18 protein-coding genes are annotated in these 16,563 nt (G+C 60.8%); 14 read left to right on the top strand and 4 right to left on the bottom strand.

Annotation, left to right across the window (positions count from 1 at the left end):
• Window positions 1–38: 38 nt before the first annotated feature.
• On the top strand, window positions 39–1,016 hold the full coding sequence (locus LVY75_02880; GenBank protein XAZ20926.1) for a glycosyltransferase: 978 nt from the start codon (window positions 39–41) through the stop codon (window positions 1,014–1,016).
• Window positions 1,017–1,340: 324 nt separating this feature from the next.
• On the opposite strand, the gene LVY75_02875 is transcribed toward LVY75_02880, so the two are convergent.
• Complete coding sequence (locus LVY75_02875) at window positions 1,341–1,739, bottom strand: DUF1236 domain-containing protein (protein ID XAZ20925.1); 399 nt, start codon at window positions 1,737–1,739, stop codon at window positions 1,341–1,343.
• Window positions 1,740–1,935: 196 nt separating this feature from the next.
• Here LVY75_02875 and LVY75_02870 point away from each other — a divergent pair, with 196 nt between their 5' ends.
• Genes LVY75_02870 through LVY75_02860 form a run of 3 tightly spaced genes read left to right on the top strand, consistent with a single transcriptional unit; the run spans window position 1,936 to window position 4,178 of the window.
• The gene (locus tag LVY75_02870; GenBank protein XAZ20924.1) at window positions 1,936–2,106 is read left to right on the top strand and encodes a hypothetical protein; all 171 of its coding nucleotides are present in this window, start codon (window positions 1,936–1,938) and stop codon (window positions 2,104–2,106) included.
• A 58-nt stretch (window positions 2,107–2,164) separates the two neighbouring features.
• Window positions 2,165–3,553, top strand: a complete 1,389-nt coding sequence (locus tag LVY75_02865; protein XAZ20923.1) for a sensor histidine kinase — start codon at window positions 2,165–2,167, stop codon at window positions 3,551–3,553.
• 1 nt (window position 3,554) lies between these two features.
• The gene (locus LVY75_02860; GenBank protein XAZ20922.1) at window positions 3,555–4,178 is read left to right on the top strand and encodes a response regulator transcription factor; all 624 of its coding nucleotides are present in this window, start codon (window positions 3,555–3,557) and stop codon (window positions 4,176–4,178) included.
• On the opposite strand, the gene LVY75_02855 is transcribed toward LVY75_02860, so the two are convergent.
• The gene (locus tag LVY75_02855) at window positions 4,175–4,741 is read right to left on the bottom strand and encodes a hypothetical protein (GenBank protein ID XAZ20921.1); all 567 of its coding nucleotides are present in this window, start codon (window positions 4,739–4,741) and stop codon (window positions 4,175–4,177) included. The two genes, LVY75_02860 and LVY75_02855, sit on opposite strands and share 4 nt — an antisense overlap.
• A 189-nt stretch (window positions 4,742–4,930) precedes the next feature.
• Window positions 4,931–5,509 (bottom strand): BA14K family protein, encoded by a 579-nt coding sequence (locus tag LVY75_02850; GenBank protein XAZ20920.1) that lies wholly within the window; start codon window positions 5,507–5,509, stop codon window positions 4,931–4,933.
• Between the two features lie 217 nt (window positions 5,510–5,726).
• On the opposite strand from LVY75_02850, the gene LVY75_02845 reads away from it, so the two are divergent.
• The gene (locus LVY75_02845) at window positions 5,727–7,019 is read left to right on the top strand and encodes a DUF763 domain-containing protein (protein XAZ20919.1); all 1,293 of its coding nucleotides are present in this window, start codon (window positions 5,727–5,729) and stop codon (window positions 7,017–7,019) included.
• Window positions 7,020–7,164: 145 nt separating this feature from the next.
• Here LVY75_02845 and LVY75_02840 read toward each other — a convergent pair whose 3' ends face one another.
• The gene (locus tag LVY75_02840) at window positions 7,165–7,722 is read right to left on the bottom strand and encodes a thioredoxin domain-containing protein (protein XAZ20918.1); all 558 of its coding nucleotides are present in this window, start codon (window positions 7,720–7,722) and stop codon (window positions 7,165–7,167) included.
• Between the two features lie 202 nt (window positions 7,723–7,924).
• On the opposite strand from LVY75_02840, the gene LVY75_02835 reads away from it, so the two are divergent.
• The 9 genes from LVY75_02835 to LVY75_02795 all read left to right on the top strand — a co-directional run bounded on the left by LVY75_02835 (window position 7,925) and on the right by LVY75_02795 (window position 16,527).
• The gene (locus LVY75_02835; protein XAZ21299.1) at window positions 7,925–8,197 is read left to right on the top strand and encodes an acylphosphatase; all 273 of its coding nucleotides are present in this window, start codon (window positions 7,925–7,927) and stop codon (window positions 8,195–8,197) included.
• Between the two features lie 150 nt (window positions 8,198–8,347).
• A complete protein-coding gene (locus LVY75_02830; GenBank protein ID XAZ20917.1) occupies window positions 8,348–8,989 on the top strand; it encodes a Rieske 2Fe-2S domain-containing protein in 642 nt (213 codons plus the stop codon).
• Entirely contained in the window at window positions 8,986–9,834 is an 849-nt protein-coding gene (locus LVY75_02825; GenBank protein ID XAZ20916.1) for an aromatic ring-hydroxylating dioxygenase subunit alpha, read from the top strand. The genes LVY75_02830 and LVY75_02825 overlap by 4 nt, the downstream gene beginning before the upstream one ends.
• Window positions 9,831–10,490 carry a glutathione S-transferase family protein gene (locus tag LVY75_02820; protein ID XAZ20915.1) on the top strand — a complete coding sequence of 220 codons (660 nt, stop codon included), beginning with the start codon at window positions 9,831–9,833 and terminating at the stop codon, window positions 10,488–10,490. The genes LVY75_02825 and LVY75_02820 overlap by 4 nt, the downstream gene beginning before the upstream one ends.
• Window position 10,491: 1 nt before the next feature.
• Window positions 10,492–11,871 (top strand): amidohydrolase, encoded by a 1,380-nt coding sequence (locus tag LVY75_02815; protein XAZ20914.1) that lies wholly within the window; start codon window positions 10,492–10,494, stop codon window positions 11,869–11,871.
• Between the two features lie 23 nt (window positions 11,872–11,894).
• Entirely contained in the window at window positions 11,895–12,995 is a 1,101-nt protein-coding gene (locus LVY75_02810) for a BMP family ABC transporter substrate-binding protein (protein ID XAZ20913.1), read from the top strand.
• A 3-nt stretch (window positions 12,996–12,998) separates the two neighbouring features.
• Complete coding sequence (locus LVY75_02805) at window positions 12,999–14,522, top strand: ABC transporter ATP-binding protein (GenBank protein ID XAZ20912.1); 1,524 nt, start codon at window positions 12,999–13,001, stop codon at window positions 14,520–14,522.
• The gene (locus LVY75_02800; protein XAZ20911.1) at window positions 14,519–15,619 is read left to right on the top strand and encodes an ABC transporter permease; all 1,101 of its coding nucleotides are present in this window, start codon (window positions 14,519–14,521) and stop codon (window positions 15,617–15,619) included. The genes LVY75_02805 and LVY75_02800 overlap by 4 nt, the downstream gene beginning before the upstream one ends.
• On the top strand, window positions 15,616–16,527 hold the full coding sequence (locus LVY75_02795) for an ABC transporter permease (GenBank protein ID XAZ20910.1): 912 nt from the start codon (window positions 15,616–15,618) through the stop codon (window positions 16,525–16,527). Before LVY75_02800 ends, LVY75_02795 begins: the two co-directional genes overlap by 4 nt.
• Window positions 16,528–16,563 lie beyond the last annotated feature (36 nt).

Raw genomic sequence — 16,563 nt, 5'->3', positions numbered from 1 at the left:
CTTCGCGGGATCAGAGGACGAGTAAACGGGAGATCATCATGACGGCCGGAACATCAAGCAGATTACCCTCTCTCGCCATTATCATACCCTGCTACAACAATGCTGAAACGCTTGCCGAGGCGCTCGACAGCGCTCTGGCACAGGATTATCCGGACTTCGAGGTTCATATCTGCGACAACGGCTCCACCGACGGCAGCCGGGAAATAATCGAATCCTACTCGTCTCCCTTGCTGAAGCCGGCTCTGCACCGCGACACCGTACCGCGCACGGACAATTGGAACCGCGCCTATACCGCCGGCGCGAATGCTGATTACCTCGTCACACTGCACGCCGACGATCGCCTCGCTCCGGGCGCGTTGCGCGCCATCGGGCGCGCGGCAATGCGCAACCCCGCCCTGATCCACGGCCGTTTCAGGCAGATCACCTATGAAGGAGACCCGATCCCTGGCCACCGCTTCGCGTGGAGTTACAGCAACAGCGGTGAGGCCTTCCGGGAATTGCTGCTGCTCAACAATATGGTCGCGATGCCGGGTGCGACGATCCGGACGGATGTCTTCTTCAAGGCCGGCCGCTGGGATCCGGCCTGGCAATATCTGCAGGATATGGAGCTCTGGTGGCGCTGCGGCGAGCTCGGAGAAGTGGCTTTTGTCGCCGACATGCTTGGCGACCACAGGGCATACAAGCATCCGCAGGCGCTGCACCGGCACGCTGAGGAACATCTGCGCTGGGCGACGCGCAGACTTCGCAACGCTCCAACCGCCCGCCTGCGGCAAGCCGCCGCCGACGGGCTGAACGCCTATCTCACGCGCCTCGAAGCGGAAGTGGATACCTTGCCGGATGTCGCGGCCAGTCTGGTGGAGCCCGTGAGGGCAGCCAGGGCAGCACTCGCGAAGGCACCGGGAACACGCGTAGATGCCCTTCGCCGGCAGAGACTGTTGCGCATGCGGGCCGCCTCGCTCTCAGCTATCACAAAGCTCTTTGGGAGACTTTCACCCTGGCAGGCCTTGTCGCGTTGACGATCGACAGCATTCTCAGTTGAGATCCGTGTAAGCGGTAGTCTTTCAAATCGTTTTCGTGGCACGACTACCGACTGGGTTGGATCTAGTTCCCGGGCCGTTTGACAGGAGGTCGTGATGAGCTTCATCGCGGCCGGTCAGCACTTGCTGCACGCGGATCCATACACGGCCGCCGCGACGGTCATCGTGATCCCCTATGGCAAAGAGGAGTGCAGAGAGAATGCGTGCCATCGCAAGCAGGATCGCGATGACAGGCATGGTCAAGCCACTGGATCTTTCTTCGTGATGGAAGGAGACGCGGCAGATGCCGCGTCGATGTTGAGGTTAGTTGATGACCTGGATCACCTTGCGGGAAGAAGGCTCGACGATGACACGTTCATCGTTCACGATCGCATAGGCATATTTCGGATTGTCCGGAATGGGCGTTACGACAACAGTCTCCGGCAAGGCGTGGCCGACAACGACCTTTTCCTTGACGACCACGCGGGCCGAAGGAGCCGGAGCTTCGCGAACATAGGTGACGACCTTCTGCGGCGGCGGATCGATGGCCGTGCCGACAATTGCACCGGCTACGCCGCCGACTGCCGCACCAACCGGGCCACCGACGATCGCCCCGGTTACGGCGCCACCAGCGGCACCATTGACCGTCGAAGACTGGGCGAGTGCGATGCCTGACATGAGAGACGCGGCAACGGCCGTGCCCACAACTAGCTTGGAGAGCATTTTCTCCTCCTCTGGTTTCGAGGCGGCCTTCTTGACCGCTGCCAAACCAACGACCGGTATTCCTTGCTGTTCCGGATCCCGGACCTCAGTCGGACTGGCTTCAGACTTTGGTCCGATGCCGCGCGGACTGAAGTCCCTGCTCCGGAACGCACTGCCTGCTCGCCCGTTCGGCCCTCCATCGAAAGAGGAGTTAGTGATGGACGACAGGAACGAAATCCCGGAAATTTCCAGCGCATGGAACGCATCCCTGCTTGCGCTTGTCATCTTTCTTGCCGTCATGCTCTACGTCTTCGGCACGGCCATGTCGGGTGATACCGACGAGTTGACCGCCAGCATTCGCGGCGCCGATGTCGTCCAGTCCAGGTGAGGTGGAAAAGTCCGGCCGATGCGATAGTTTGCATGGATCGTCGCAAATCAGGTTGGAAATGAACTGGCTCATACGGTGGAACGCCCGCTCCCTCGCCTCCCAATTCTTCATCATGGGAGGACTCGTCTCACTTGCCGCAATGTTCGGGATCGGGCTCATCGTCACCCGACTTATCGAGAATGCCGTCATCCACAATTCCGGGGCCGCAACAGCTCTTTACGTCGACAGCGTGGTTGCACCCCTGCTTCCCGACATGCAGACGGAATCGCTTCTCGACGACGCAAGTGCCCAGGCGCTCGATGAAACACTCGGACAGGGCGCACTTGGCCGCCGGCTCGTGTCGTTCAAGCTGTGGCGCCGTGACGGCACGATCCTCTACTCCAATGAAAAGGAGCTGGTGGGGAAGACATTTCCGGTCAATGGCAAACTCGCCCAGGCGTTTGCCGGCTCGCTGGTCGCGCGTTACGAAGTCGCAAGCGACCCTGAAAGCGCCGAAGAGCGCAATCTGGGCAGGGCGCTCATGGAAATATACAACCCTGTCTTGCAGCCTTGGTCGGGAGAGGCCGTGGCTGTGCTTGAATTCTATGAGACTTCCGAAGGGCTGGAGGACAGCCTTGCACAGGCACGGCTCTGGAGTTGGCTGGCCGTGGCCGGCCTGACCGCGATTTTCTTCCTCACCCTCTCCATTCTTGTCTTTCGCGGCAGCCATACGATCGAAGTGCAACGCGAAGCGCTAAAGGCCAGGGTAGACGAACTCTCCGCACTTCTGGTTGAAAATCGCGGCCTGCAACGCCGACTTCAATTGTCTTCCCAGCGCGCCGCGGCCCTGAACGAAACCTATTTGCGCGGCATCGGTGCCGATCTGCATGACGGCCCGGCGCAGCACATCGCCTATGCCTCGCTGCGGCTCGACAGCAACCTGCTTGTCGACGCCGCTGTCCAGCCGGAGGCACGCGAAAAGGAGCTCACCTGGATCCGTTCGAGTCTCGCCGAGGCGATGAAGGAGATCCGCGACATCTGCAAGGGACTGGTACTGCCGCAAATCGAGAAGGCTTCGATTACGGAAATCGTGAAACGCGTTGTCGAAGCCCACCAAGAAAAGACCGGCACTACTGTCGATACAAAAATTGACGAGGACGATCCGGAACTTGCCACCGCTCTCAAAATTTGCATCTACCGCTTCGTTCAGGAGGCGCTCAACAATGCCTATCGCCACGGAGGCGGCGTGGAGCAGGCAGTCAGAGCAACATCACACGGCGGCGCCGTCCGCGTCGAAGTCAGCGACCGAGGCGAGGGTTTTGATCCGACGCAGGTAAGGCCGGCGAGCCTCGGTCTTGCCGGGCTCAAAGAACGGATCGATAGCCTTGGCGGGGAATTCGACATAATAACCGGCGAAGGCGGAACGACTGTCATCATGACCTTCGCGCCTATGGAAGTGGAGGATTAGGATGACGTCCATCAAAATCGGCGTGGTAGACGACCATCCCCTGTTCCGCGAAGGGGTGACCCGCAGCCTCTCCGAGGTCAGCGATTTTGTCGTCGTCGGAGAAGGTGCCAACACATCTGATGCAGCAATGATCGCCGCCGATACCCGTCCGGACGTGCTGCTTCTCGATGTGTCGATGCCCGGGGACGGCCTTTCGGTGATCGACGAAATCCTTTCCATAAGCCCGGAGACCAAAATTCTCATGCTCACAGCTTCAGAGGAAGTCGATACGCTGGTCGAGGCGCTGCAACGCGGCGCAAAAGGTTACATTCTCAAGGGTGTCGGCTCCCGCGGGCTGGCGGACGCCATCCGCACCGTTTTCAAGGGAGCCCGCTACGTCTCCCCGGCGATGTCAGCCAAAGTCATGGAATATTCGTTGAGCGGGCAGGCATCGGACAGGGACGCGCTTACTCCTCGGGAACGCGAGGTGATGGATCTCGTGGCGCAAGGCCTTTCAAACAAGCACATCGGCCTGCGTCTCGACCTGCAGGAGAAAACGGTAAAGCATCATATGACCCAGATCCTGACAAAACTCGGCGTAACGAACAGGACGGAAGCTGCCTTGCGGTGGCGCGAAAAACGCTAGCGCAGGAGGCGCGTGAGCCGCGTGCTGTCAGCCGACGTCGCCCGCCGGTTGATGATCGTACGGCCTTTCGAATCCTTCATGATGTAGCGTCCTGCACGTAGGGTTTCGGTTATTCCATTCGTATGCCGGACATCGATCGAGCCGTCCGTATCTTCGGTTGCGCGTGCTCCCGATGTCGATGACGCATTGCCCGTGCTGCCGCCTCCGGTCGAGCTGGATCGTCCGCTCCCGCTGCTGTTGCCGCTGCCACCCGAATTACCGTTTCCGCTCCCCCCGCCGTTGCCGCTCCCGCCGCCATTGCCGTTGCCGTTTCCCCCGCCGTTACCATTTCCATTTCCCCCGCCATTACCATTTCCGTTTCCGCCGCCGTTGCCGTTTCCACCACCTCCGCCATTACCGCCGTTGCCGTTCCCATTTCCCCCGCCATTGCCGTTATCGTTCTTTGCAAAGGCTGCTTGGCTGGCGAGCGAGGGAAACGAACCCGCCACATCAACCTTCAGCGGCGCAGCGGCAAGAAAACTCGCGCCGCAGCCCATCAGAAAATTGCGCTTGGAGATCACCATCGTCGCTTGCCTTGTCCTTTTTCCTCAAGTGTCTGCTCAAAGCAGGAAGCATGAGATTGACCGCTTGTTCCGAAATTGCAAGACGGTCGGACATAGGTGCCAGATGACCTCGGACTTTGGTCCGGGGCAAAAAGCAAGCGTCATCACCAAGGACGCGATCTTCTCACGGGAAGACTAAAATGATCTTGCCTAGATTACGGGAGCTACACACTGACGTCTTGGCCCGTCGAATGGCTGATAGCTGTTGTCCACAGCGCGATAGGAATTATAGCGGGCGGCGCACCATGATATATGCGGGCTCTGGGCTGCGTCCGCCGCGGGTAGCCCGACGGAGGGCTCTCTTTCTTCGATCACGCACGGTTTGCGGGGTCCCCCGTCAAAAGGCTGATATGTGTTGTCGGCCACATTATAAGACCGATAACGTTGCTGGCACCGGCTGAGATGACGACCGTCAGCCGTCCATTCCTGCTTCGGCTGCTCGATCGCCCCTGTCATCGTTGCATCAGGCGGCGCAATGGCCGTTACGCCAACCAGCTTGGCCGGCGTTGAGGACAAATCGTTAGCCGCAGCTTGAAGGGGCGGAAGCCGCTCGTAATTTTGGGTTTTTGGATCAACGTGTGTCGGTATCGTCGTCCAGAGCGGCGCATCGAGGTTGGCGAAATGATGCGGCGCCGGTTCGCGAACCCCATAGGAGGCAAAGCCGAGACCGCCAACCAGAACGATCGGGATCACCGGCAGAAACATGGATGGTGTAGCAAGCGACTTCATGACTCAGTCTCTCATTCCCAGTTGACATAGAAATTAGGAAGTGAGGTTTCGGTTCCGCAGCCGGATGGGAAATCGCATCTTTTGATGCTTATTTGGCCGGGATGGTGAGCCGCCTCCTGTAAATAGGAATTTATTGCCATCGCCCCGATTTTGACGGATAGCTGTTCTATCGGTTGATCCCGTCGACCGCAGCAGATTACGGGCAGAAAGAGTAAGCATGTCGCAGAGAGCGGGCAGCGCCGACCTCCCCCTTCACGGAGGGCGCGTGCCGCCATGGCTGGGTAACCGTATGACGACACTCGGCGCGCTGATCGCCGAGGCAATCGTGCACCATTACGGGCGCGATGAATTCCTGCGTCGGCTTGCCCATCCCTTCTGGTTCCAGTCCTTCGGCGCCGTCATGGGCATGGATTGGCATTCCTCCGGCATTACGACCAGTGTACTCGGGGCGTTGAAACGTGGACTGAAACCACTCTCCAAGGAACTCGGCCTTCATGTCTGCGGCGGGCGCGGTGCGCAATCGCGCAAGACGCCGGACGAACTGATGGCGATCGGTGATCGCACCGGCCTTGACGGTGCCGGCCTTGCAAAGACAAGTCGCCTGGTCGCCAAGGTAGATAGCGCAGCGGTGCAGGATGGTTTCGATCTCTATCTGCACGGCTTCATCGTCGCCGATGACGGCCATTGGGTGATCGTCCAGCAAGGCATGAACGGCGACAAGCGCCAGGCGCGGCGCTATCACTGGTTTTCCGAAGGACTGGAGAGCTTCGTCAATTCCCCGCATGCGGCGATAGAAGGCCGCTCGCAGGGTGAGATCATCAATCTTGCCGACCGCCGCGCTGAAAAATCCCGTCACGACCAGCTCGATCTCCTTGCAACACTTGGACCGGATCGCATCATCCGCGAGGCGGCAGCCCTTGCCCTGGCGGCCGGTCCCGCACCCGCTCCTGAGCCGGCAGAACAGCCGATGCTGCCGCACCTCATCATGCCCGCGCACCATGATGTGCGCGAGAGCGACGTCAATATGCGGCGGCTGCACGGCAACCTTGCTGCCGCTGCTGATCGTGGACCGGTCGATTTCGAGAATCTGCTTCTTGTGCCCGGCGTCGGCGCGCGCACAGTCAAGGCGCTGGCGCTCGTCGCCGAAGTCGTGCACGGCGCGCCCTGCCGTTTCTCCGATCCTGCCCGCTTTTCGATCGCTCACGGCGGCAAGGACAGGCACCCCTTCCCTGTACCGCTCAAAGTCTACGACGAGACCATCAATGTGATGAAATCCGCGATCGTGAAGGGCAAACTCGGGCGCGATGAGGAACTGCAGGCCTTGCGTCGTCTCGATGACCAGTCGCGCAACATGGAGCGGTACGTCACGGGCCCCGACCTCAAGGAAATTGTCGCAGGCGAATTCCGGCAGTCCTCGACCTTCGGCGGCCGAAGCGTCTTTGGCTGGGAACAGCCGCCGGAAGATACGCCTGTGGAAGAAACAGCACGCCCTCGTAAAGATCTCCGCTGAGCGCGTGCGTGCCACCGGTATCGAGCATTTCGGCGGTTTTCATCTCGAAACGATGAGGACGCGGCGCGAACGGAGTGTTCGTCGCCGAGAAGCGATCGACAGGAACATCCAGTCCTGAGATCGCTTCCTCCACATTGTTGAACGGCTAGCCGATCAGCAGCTTAACCCAGGCCTCGACATCATCGCCGCTGCTCAGGTCCGGCCGCACCAATCCGTCGATCATAAAGGTCGGCGAGACATGGATGCCGTTCTGGCGGGCATATTTGCAGTGCCATTTGATCTCCTTGTCGAGATCGGGGATAGCGAAGGCCTCTTTCAGCGCCACGCCGCTGTAGTGCTCGAGGCGCTCGATGATCTCATTCGGGGTGGCATCCATATTAGGACCGCCGGCGTGACGCTCGAACTCGAATTCCTCACGATGGGCGGCGACGGCCGCCATGACCTTCTTTGCGGTTTCCTTGCCACCATTCAGTGTCGAGGCTGCAAGAACAGAACGCACGATCACGCCGGAATAGAGATGCCAGGGCTGCGACTGCAGGCGGATCTTGATTGTGATCCTGTCCGCTCCGGCCTGTTCGAGCAACGCATCCAGCTTGTTGAACGTCCTGACGGAATAGGGGCAGGTCGGCTCCAGAAAGGCCTCGAAAATGCGCGGTCCGAAACCCCAAGCGAGCGGGTCTGCGTGCCATGAAGTCGTTGTCATGTTCATGTCCTTTTGTCCTGCGGATCGATGTTACCGGTCAGCATAATCGCCGGAGCAGCCTCCGTCGCTGATGATATGGCTGTTTCCTGCCTAATTATTCATGGCACATGAAAGGCATAAGACCGTTCGTTCCATCATCCCCCTTTCACAACGGCACCAAGCCGCTATGCTGATCCGCACGGATCAGATGATGGATAATTCGATGACGCAGACACGGCAGGGGGAATTGCGCGAGCGAATGACGATCCTCGGCGATGTCGATGCGGCCTCGTTCATCCCGTGGATCCGTCGCCATGCCGATAAGCTGGGACTGTCCCAGGATTTCTTTTACACAGGCACCGACCGAATCGAACTTGAGGTCGCGGGCCCCGTTGAGCTGATCGACATGCTGGAAATGGGGTGTTCGCTCGGTCCGATCGACGTCTGGGTGGACGAGATTCATCGCAGGATTGTAGACCCTGCCGACACACCGTAGCCCTGACCACATTTGAGCCCTGCCCTTTATTTAATCATTGTTGCCAATGCGGTTTTTTTATGCAAGCCTCTGACAACTGAGGCCGCTAGCTCGGCAACCGTGCGCGGCCAACGGCGCTAAAGCCTTGGGAAAATTGAGGACTTATACGTTATGCCATCTGATACGGCCGGCTCTTGGACGCCAGTCGCCCTTTCTGCTGATCTGCCGCCGGCAACCGTCATACCGGCCTGGACGCCAGCAGGATCGATCGCTCTCTGGCGCACTCAGTCGGGGCGCGTATCGGCATCGTCGGATCGCTGTCCGCATCGCGGGATGCGATTGTCCCACGGCTTCGTGCGCGGCGAGGCACTCTCCTGCATCTATCACGGCTGGAGCTATTCTCCGGCGGGAGGATGCATCCGCATCCCTGCCCACCCCGACCTCGTGCCGCCGGAAACGATCCGTGTCGCAATTCATGAGGTCGAGGAATCGGGTGGTGTCATCTGGGTTGCCGTTGGAGAACCCTCGGCGTCACAGCCATCGCTTGATGATCTCTTGCCGTTGCGCTCGTTGACTGCCGAGGCCGGCATTCCGGCGCTCGAAGCCGCTGCGGGCGCGAAAATTGGTATGGACGGGCTCATTCCAATTGCGAACTGTCCATGGGTCCGGCTGCTATCGACTGAGCAAGCAGGGCGCACGCTCATTCACGTCATGATCGAAAAGGATCGCAGCCCGGCGGACCGTGTCACGGCGTCCCGCGTCGCCGAGGCCGTGCGTCGGCAGGCGGAAGCGCGGCAGAAGGAGGTGGCATGACGAAGGCTGGCGCAATGATCGACGAATGGTATCCGGTCGGCCTTTTTTCCCGCCTCAGCGAAACCGGCACAAAGACCGCTCTGATGGGCGAGCCCATAGAAGTCGCGCGCACCTCCGATGACAATGCGCAGGTGACATCAGCCGATGGGCGCAGCCTTCCGGTCCGCATCCGCTACGGCCATGTCTGGTCGTCGCTCGGCAATCCCGGCAAGGAGCTTTTTGCCATTCCCGAGGCGGACCAGCCCGGCCGCCGCTTCGTCGATGTGGGCGTCGTGCGGGTGCGCTGCTCACCGCTGCGGGCGGTCGAGAACTTCCTCGACATTGCCCATTTCCCCTTCGTCCATACCGATATTCTGGGCGCCGAGCCTCATACGGAAGTCCAGAACTACAAGGTCGAGATCCGCGAAGACGAGGACGAGGTCTGGGCAACGCAGGTGAAATTCTATCAGCCGCAGGCCGCCAAATCGGCGACCGGCGGCATCACCACCGAATATATGTATCGCGTGCCGGCACCTACCTGCTCGGTACTCTACAAGACCTGCCCTCCCCGCCCCAGCGAATGGGACGTCATTACCCTCTTCGTCCAACCGCTTGCGGAAGACCTTTGCGACGTGTGGCCATGGATGGCACTCTTTGATGACGACACACCGATGACAGATCTCATTCATTTCCAGCAGATGATCTTCCTGCAGGACCGCTCGATCCTCGAGAACCAGATCCCAGCCCTTCTGCCGCTCGATCCCGGCATGGAAATACCGACCCGCGCGGACCTGACTTCGGTCGCCTACAGACGCTGGCTCAAGCGCCACAACTATACCTACGGTGCACAGTTGGTCGCGCAATGAAGCTCTACGACTACATTCTCTCGCCGAGTTGCTACAAGATCCGCCTGATGGCGGCGATCCTCGGTATCAAACTGGATATCCGGGCGGTGGATTTTCATCCTGGCGCTGAACATCGCGGTCCGGAACCTCTGGCGCTCAATCCGGCAGGGTCGATTCCGATCCTGGAAGATGGCGATCTCGTTCTGACGGAATCCTCCGCCATTCTCGCCTATCTCGCCGCCCAAGGCGCGCCGGAATGGTTGGGTACAAGCACGCCTGAAGAGACGGCGCGAGTGCAGCAGTGGCTGTCCTTCTCGCATCGGCTGACCGCCAGTCTCGGCGGCGCGCGGCTGCATGAAATGCTTCTGCGCCCCGGCAATATCGAAAGCCTTCAGGCGCAGGGCATCGCCGCGCTGCGCGAGCTGGAGGCTGGTCTCTTCGAACAGCAGCTTCGCGGTATGCGCTTCCTGGCGTCGAACCGCGCCACGATCGCCGATATCGCCTGTTTCCCCTATGTGGCGCTCGCGCCCGATGGCGGCATCTCGCTCGATCCCTATCCAAACATCCGGCTCTGGTTGAGGGCCGTCCGCAGCCTCGGCGGCTTCATCGAGATGCCCGGCATTCACCGCCTGCACGAGCTGAAGCCCGATCCTCATCCTGCGAAGGAGGAAAGCTGAGATGGCCGGCTACCTCCTGAAAAATTGCGCAGCCGTCATCGTCAATGAGGGCAACGGACCAAGCGTGCGCCGGAACGTGGACGTGCTGACCAATGGTCCGGCGATCCAGGCAATTGGCACGAACCTGTCACAGGAGCCCCTGCCATCAGGCACGATCATCCAGGATGCCGCCGGCTGGTTCGTTTATCCCGGCCTCGTCAACACGCATCACCATTTCTTTCAGTGCTTCGTGCGCAACCGGGCCGATCTCGACTGGACGAAACTGTCGGTCATCGAGTGGCTGGACCGCATCTACCCGATCTTCTCGCGGCTGAACGAGGATTGCTTCTACCATTCCTCGGTCACCGCCATGGCCGAGATGATCAAGCATGGCTGCACGACGGCTTTCGACCACCAATATTGCTTTCCCCGGCACGCCGGAAAGCGCCTGATCGACCGGCAGTTCGAGGCGGCCGAGCTTCTCGGCATGCGTTTCCATGCAGGCCGCGGCGGCAATACGCTGCCGAAATCCGAGGGATCGACGATCCCGGATGCCATGCTGGAAACGACGGATGAATTCATAGCCGATTGCGCCCGGCTGATCGACAGCTACCACGATGCCGGTCCCTTCAGCATGCGGCAGGTGGTCGTTGCGCCCTGCCAGCCGGTCAATTGCTATCGCGAGACCTTCGTTGAATCCGTTGCACTTGCCCGTGACCGCGGCGTGTTTTTGCACACCCATGTCGGCGAAGGCGAAAGCCCTGTCATCGAGGCACGGCACGGCATGCGTACGGTCGATTACTGCACTGAACTCGGCTTTGCAGGTCCCGACACCTTCTATGCTCACTGCTGGGAACTGACGCATGACGAACTCCGAAAGATGGCGGCAAGCGGCACCGGCGTCTCCCATTGCCCGGAACCGGTCTACCTTGTCGGCGCAGAGGTGACGGATATTCCGGCCATGTCGGCCTTCGACCTGCGCGTCGGGCTTGGCTGCGACGGCGCTGCCTCGAACGACAATTCCAACCTCATGCACTGCATCCACTCCGCCTATATGCTGCAATGCCTGTCGGCATCGACACGCGCTCACCCTGTTCCGCCGCCGGTCGATTTCCTTGATTACGCAACGACGGGCGGCGCAAGCCTGCTCGGCCGCGGCGACATCGGCCGTCTTGCCCCGGGCATGGCAGCAGACCTTTTTGCGATCGATACGCGGCGGATGGATTATGTCGGCACGCGACACGACCCGCTGAGCCTGATTGCCAAGGTCGGGATCGGCATGCCGACTGACCTCACCATGATCAACGGGCGCATCGTCTGGCAGGCAGGTGAATTCACCGGCCTCGACGAATTCAAGCTTTTCGCGGACGCCGAAGCGGCGCTCGCGACTGTGGAATTCTGAACAACCAAAAGAGGGGAACTGACATGTCCAACAATCTGACCCGCAGAACGCTGATGAAGAGCGCCGCGGCTGCTGGCCTTGCCACGGCCTTTGCCGGCCGCTCTGCATTTGCTGCCGACGAACCGCTCGGCATCGCTCTCGTCGTACCCTCGCCGATCGGCGATGTCGGCTGGGGTCACGCGCTTGCCGCCGGCATCGATCCGATCAAGGCCGCCTATGGCGACAAGGTGAAGGTCACGATCATCGAAAACATCGCCGAGGGCCCGGATGCCGATCGCATCATGAACAAGACGGTCGCAGACGGAAACCATTTCCTGATCGCCGGCTCCTTCGGCTATCAGAACGGTGCACTGCAGATCGCTCGCCGCAATCCCAAAGTCACCGTGCTGCATGCCTCGGGCTTCCAGGTCGCGCCGAACTTCTCGCCCTTCGCTGCCAAATATTTCCAGGGCACCTATCTGCTCGGAATGGCGGCCGCCGCTGTCTCCAAGACCGGCAAGCTCGGCTCGGTTTCGGCCTTTGCCATTCCCGAACTGATCACCTCGATCAATGCCTTCACGCTCGGCGCGCAGGCCGTCAAACCCGACATCGAAGTCTCCGTCGTCTGGGTCAACTCCTGGTTCGATCCGGCCAAGGAACAGGAAGCCGCCAAGGCTTTGATCTCGCAGGGTTGCGACGTCATCTTCTCGAATGCGCAGGATACGCCTTCGGTCATCTCCGCCTGCGAGGAAGCCGGTATCTATGCCTTCAACCTGAACTCCTCGATGAAGAAATATGCCGAGAAGACCTATCTCGGCTGCGTGGCCACCGACTGGTCGCCCTTCTTCAAGGCTTCGGTCGATGCCCACCTCGCCGGCACCTTCAAGGGCGCCAACGCCTTCCTCGGCGTTGCCGACAAGGTGGTTGAGGTTGTCGACTGGAACCCGGCCATCCCAGCCGACACGATGAGCAAGATCAAGGAAATCGAGGCCAAGATCGCCAGCGGCAGCTTCTCGCCGTTTACAGGCCCAATCGCCAAGGCGGATGGCAGTGAAGGTGTCGCCTCCGGCACCACGCTGACGGATGCCCAGATCGTCGCGATGGATTGGCACGTCAAGGGTGTCAAGACGCCGTTGCCGAAATAAGCCATGGAAAGCCCGCTCCTGTCGCTACGCGGCATTTCCAAGAGCTACGGCCAGGTCCATGCCAACCAGCAGATCGACCTTGACGTCGCTCCCCGCTCGATCCATGCCATCCTCGGAGAAAACGGGGCCGGCAAATCGACTCTGATGAAGCTGATCTATGGCGTCGAGCAGCCGGACAGCGGAACTGTTGCCTGGAACGGGCAGAACCTCAGCCTTGCCTCTCCCGCAGAGGCAAGGCGTGCCGGCATCGGCATGGTCTTTCAGCATTTCTCCCTGTTCGAGAGCCTGACGGTCGTCGAGAATATCCGCCTGATCGTCGCCGGCAACAAAGCCGAACTTGCGGAGCGTATCCGCAAGCTCGGACACGAATTCGGCCTGGAGGTCGATCCGCTCGCCCATGTGCACTCGCTTTCGGTCGGCGAGCGACAACGCGTGGAAATCATCCGCTGCCTGATGACCAATCCGAAGCTGCTGATCCTGGACGAACCAACATCCGTCCTGCCGCCGCAGGCCGTGGAGAAGCTTTTCGAGACCCTGCGCCGGCTGCGCGACGGCGGCGTTTCCATCCTTTTCATTTCCCATAAGCTGGAAGAGATCCAGTCGCTCTGCGACCGCGCGACGATCCTGCGCGGCGGACGCGTGACCGGTCATGTCGATCCGCGCGAGCATGATGCCCATGACCTTGCCCGTATGATGATCGGCCGTGACATGCCGGAACCCATGCCGGCGCTGCCGCTTGACGAAGGCGAGAAGCGGCTGGAACTGATAGGGCTCGATTACAGGCCGGGTGATCCTTTTGCCGTGCCGCTCTCCCAGGTCAGCCTTGTCGTCCGCGCCGGAGAAATCCTCGGCATTGCCGGGATTTCCGGCAACGGCCAAAGCGAGCTTGCCGCGCTGATCTCCGGCGAAACGATCCTGCCGCGCGACCAACGCGACCAGATCTTCATGATGGGCAAGGATGTCGGCATGCTCGAGCCGGCAGCCCGCCGGCAGCTCGGATTTGCCTTCGTGCCGGAGGATCGGCTCGGCCGTGGCGCGGTCCCCGAAATGTCGCTCACCCTCAATAGCCTGCTGACCGCCCATCCCCTCAATCTCGTCAAACGCGGCCTGCTCGACAAGGCACAGGCGACCGCCTTCACCAAAGAATGCATCCGTGACTACGACGTACGCACGCGCGGTCCCGAGGCCGAGGCCGGCTCGCTCTCCGGCGGCAATTTGCAGAAGTTCATCGTCGGGCGCGAAATCATGCTGGCGCCGAAGCTGCTCTTCCTCGCCCAACCTACCTGGGGCGTCGATATCGGTGCTGCCTCGGCAATCCGCAAGCGGCTCATCACGCTGCGCAACGAAGGCATGGCAATCCTCGTCATTTCCGAGGAGCTCGAAGAATTGTTCGAGCTCAGCGACTTCATCCAGGTCCTTCACCACGGCACACTGAGCCCGACGCTCGTCACACGCGATACGAAGCCCGAGGACATCGGCCGATACATGATCGGCGCCCAGTCACAGCGCGAGAAAGCGATTGCATGAGCAGACCCGTGTTTGCCGCCTTGCCAACCCTTGTCCGCCGGGAACGCGCCTCGCTTGCCGCTACGCTGCTCGCCCCGCCGATCGCGCTCGCCGTCACGATCATCCTCAATCTCGGCCTTTATGTCGTCATGGGGCGTGACCCGGCCGCAGTCATCTATGCGATGCTGATCGAGCCCTTCTATTCCTGGGCGTCGTTTTCGGAGGTGCTCCTGAAGACCGGGCCGCTGCTGCTCATCGCGCAGGGGCTTGCGATCGGCTTTCGCGCCAAGGTCTTCAATATCGGCGCCGAGGGGCAATTCGTGCTGGGAGCGATCTTTGCCTCTGCCATTCCGATCTGGTGGCCGGACGCCACCGGCCAGTGGATCTGGCCGGCAATGCTGCTGCTCGGCATGATCGGCGGCGCGCTCTGGGCATCGCTAACTGCCTTCTGGCGAGTGCGGCTCAATGCCAACGAAATCCTGGTCTCGCTGATGCTGAGTTTCGTCGCCGCGCAGCTTCTCAATTATCTGCTGCTCGGCCCCTGGAAGGATCCGAATGGCTTCAACTTCCCGCAGTCGGTGATGTTCCAGTATGACGCCATGGTCCCGATCCTGTTTGAAGGAACACGCGTCAACGTCTCGCTGATCCTCGCCGGTATCCTGTCGGTTGCTGCATGGATCTTCATGCAGAAGAGCTTCATCGGCTACAGGTTGCAAGTCGGGGGGCTGGCGCCACGCGCTGCAAGCTATGCCGGTTTCAAAGAGAGCTGGGCAATCTGGCTGTCGCTGCTGATCGGTGGCGCGGCCGCTGGGCTGGCGGGTTCAGCCGAAGTCGCCGGCCCGCTCGGCCAGTTGCAGCGCTCGATCTCGACCGGCTACGGCTATGCGGCAATCATCGTCGCCTATCTCGGCGGCCTGCATCCGATCGGCATCGTCATATCCTCCATCGTCATGGCCGCACTCTACATCGGCGGCGATAATGCCATGGTCTCGGCCAACCTGCCGATTGCTGCCGTCCGTGTCTTCCAGGGCAGCCTGCTGCTCATCTATCTGATTGCTGTTGCCTTCGTCCGCTATCGCCTTGCCTGGCCCCCCGCCGCCATCCGGAGCCCATCATGAATGCGATCGAGTTCATCCTGGCCGGCATGCTGGCGGCTGCGACACCCTTTCTGCTGGCGGCTCTCGGCGAACTGGTCGTTGAACGCGCCGGGGTTCTCAATCTCGGCGTCGAAGGATTGATGGCATTCGGCGCCGTCATTGCCTTCATCATCGTCTATCATGGTGGCGGCCACATCCTCGCATTTGTCGCGGCCGGGCTCGGCGGCAGTCTGCTGTCACTGATCTTTGCCGGCATCATCCTCGGCTTCAACGCGAACCAGGTCGCGACCGGGCTTGCGATCGGCATTCTCGGCCAGGGCCTGTCGGCACTCTTCGGCAAGAGCTATGAAAGCCTGACAGTCAAGGCGCTGCCGAAAATCACAATTCTGGGCCTTTCCGATATCCCGGTCGTCGGCGGCCTCTTCACACAGGATATCGTTGTCTGGCTCTCGCTTCTGGTGACGGTCGCGATCTGGGCGGCTTTCGCCTATGCGAAGGTTGGACTGGTCATTCGCGCCGTCGGTGAAAACCCGAAAGCAGCCCATGCGATCGGCTACCCTGTCATCGCCGTCCGCTTCGCCGCCGTGGCATTCGGCGGAATGATGGCGGGCTTTGCCGGCGCCTATGCGTCAACGATCTATACGCCGCTCTGGGCGGATGGAATGATTGCCGGCCGCGGCTGGATCGCCATTGCGCTCGTCGTCTTCGGAACCTGGCTGACAGGCCGGATATTCCTCGGCGCGTGTCTCTTCGGTGCCGTATCGCTGATGGGGCTAGCCGCGCAGGCGACTGGGCTCGACGTGCCCTCGCAGTTGCTGGCGTGCCTGCCCTATCTGGTAACGATCGTCGTCCTCGGCATCATCTCCGCGGACCGCCGCCTGTTGAAGCTAAACGGCGTCGCTTCGCTCGGCGAGCCGTTCGAACGGTAGAGGAGGTGCGGCCGTCGGCGCCGGCCGCAGGGCGCG

This window comes from Sinorhizobium sp. B11 (assembly GCA_039725955.1).
Lineage (GTDB): Bacteria > Pseudomonadota > Alphaproteobacteria > Rhizobiales > Rhizobiaceae > Rhizobium.
The sequence above is the reverse complement of the archived record's forward strand: the minus strand, read 5'-3'. Positions and strand labels throughout refer to the sequence as shown.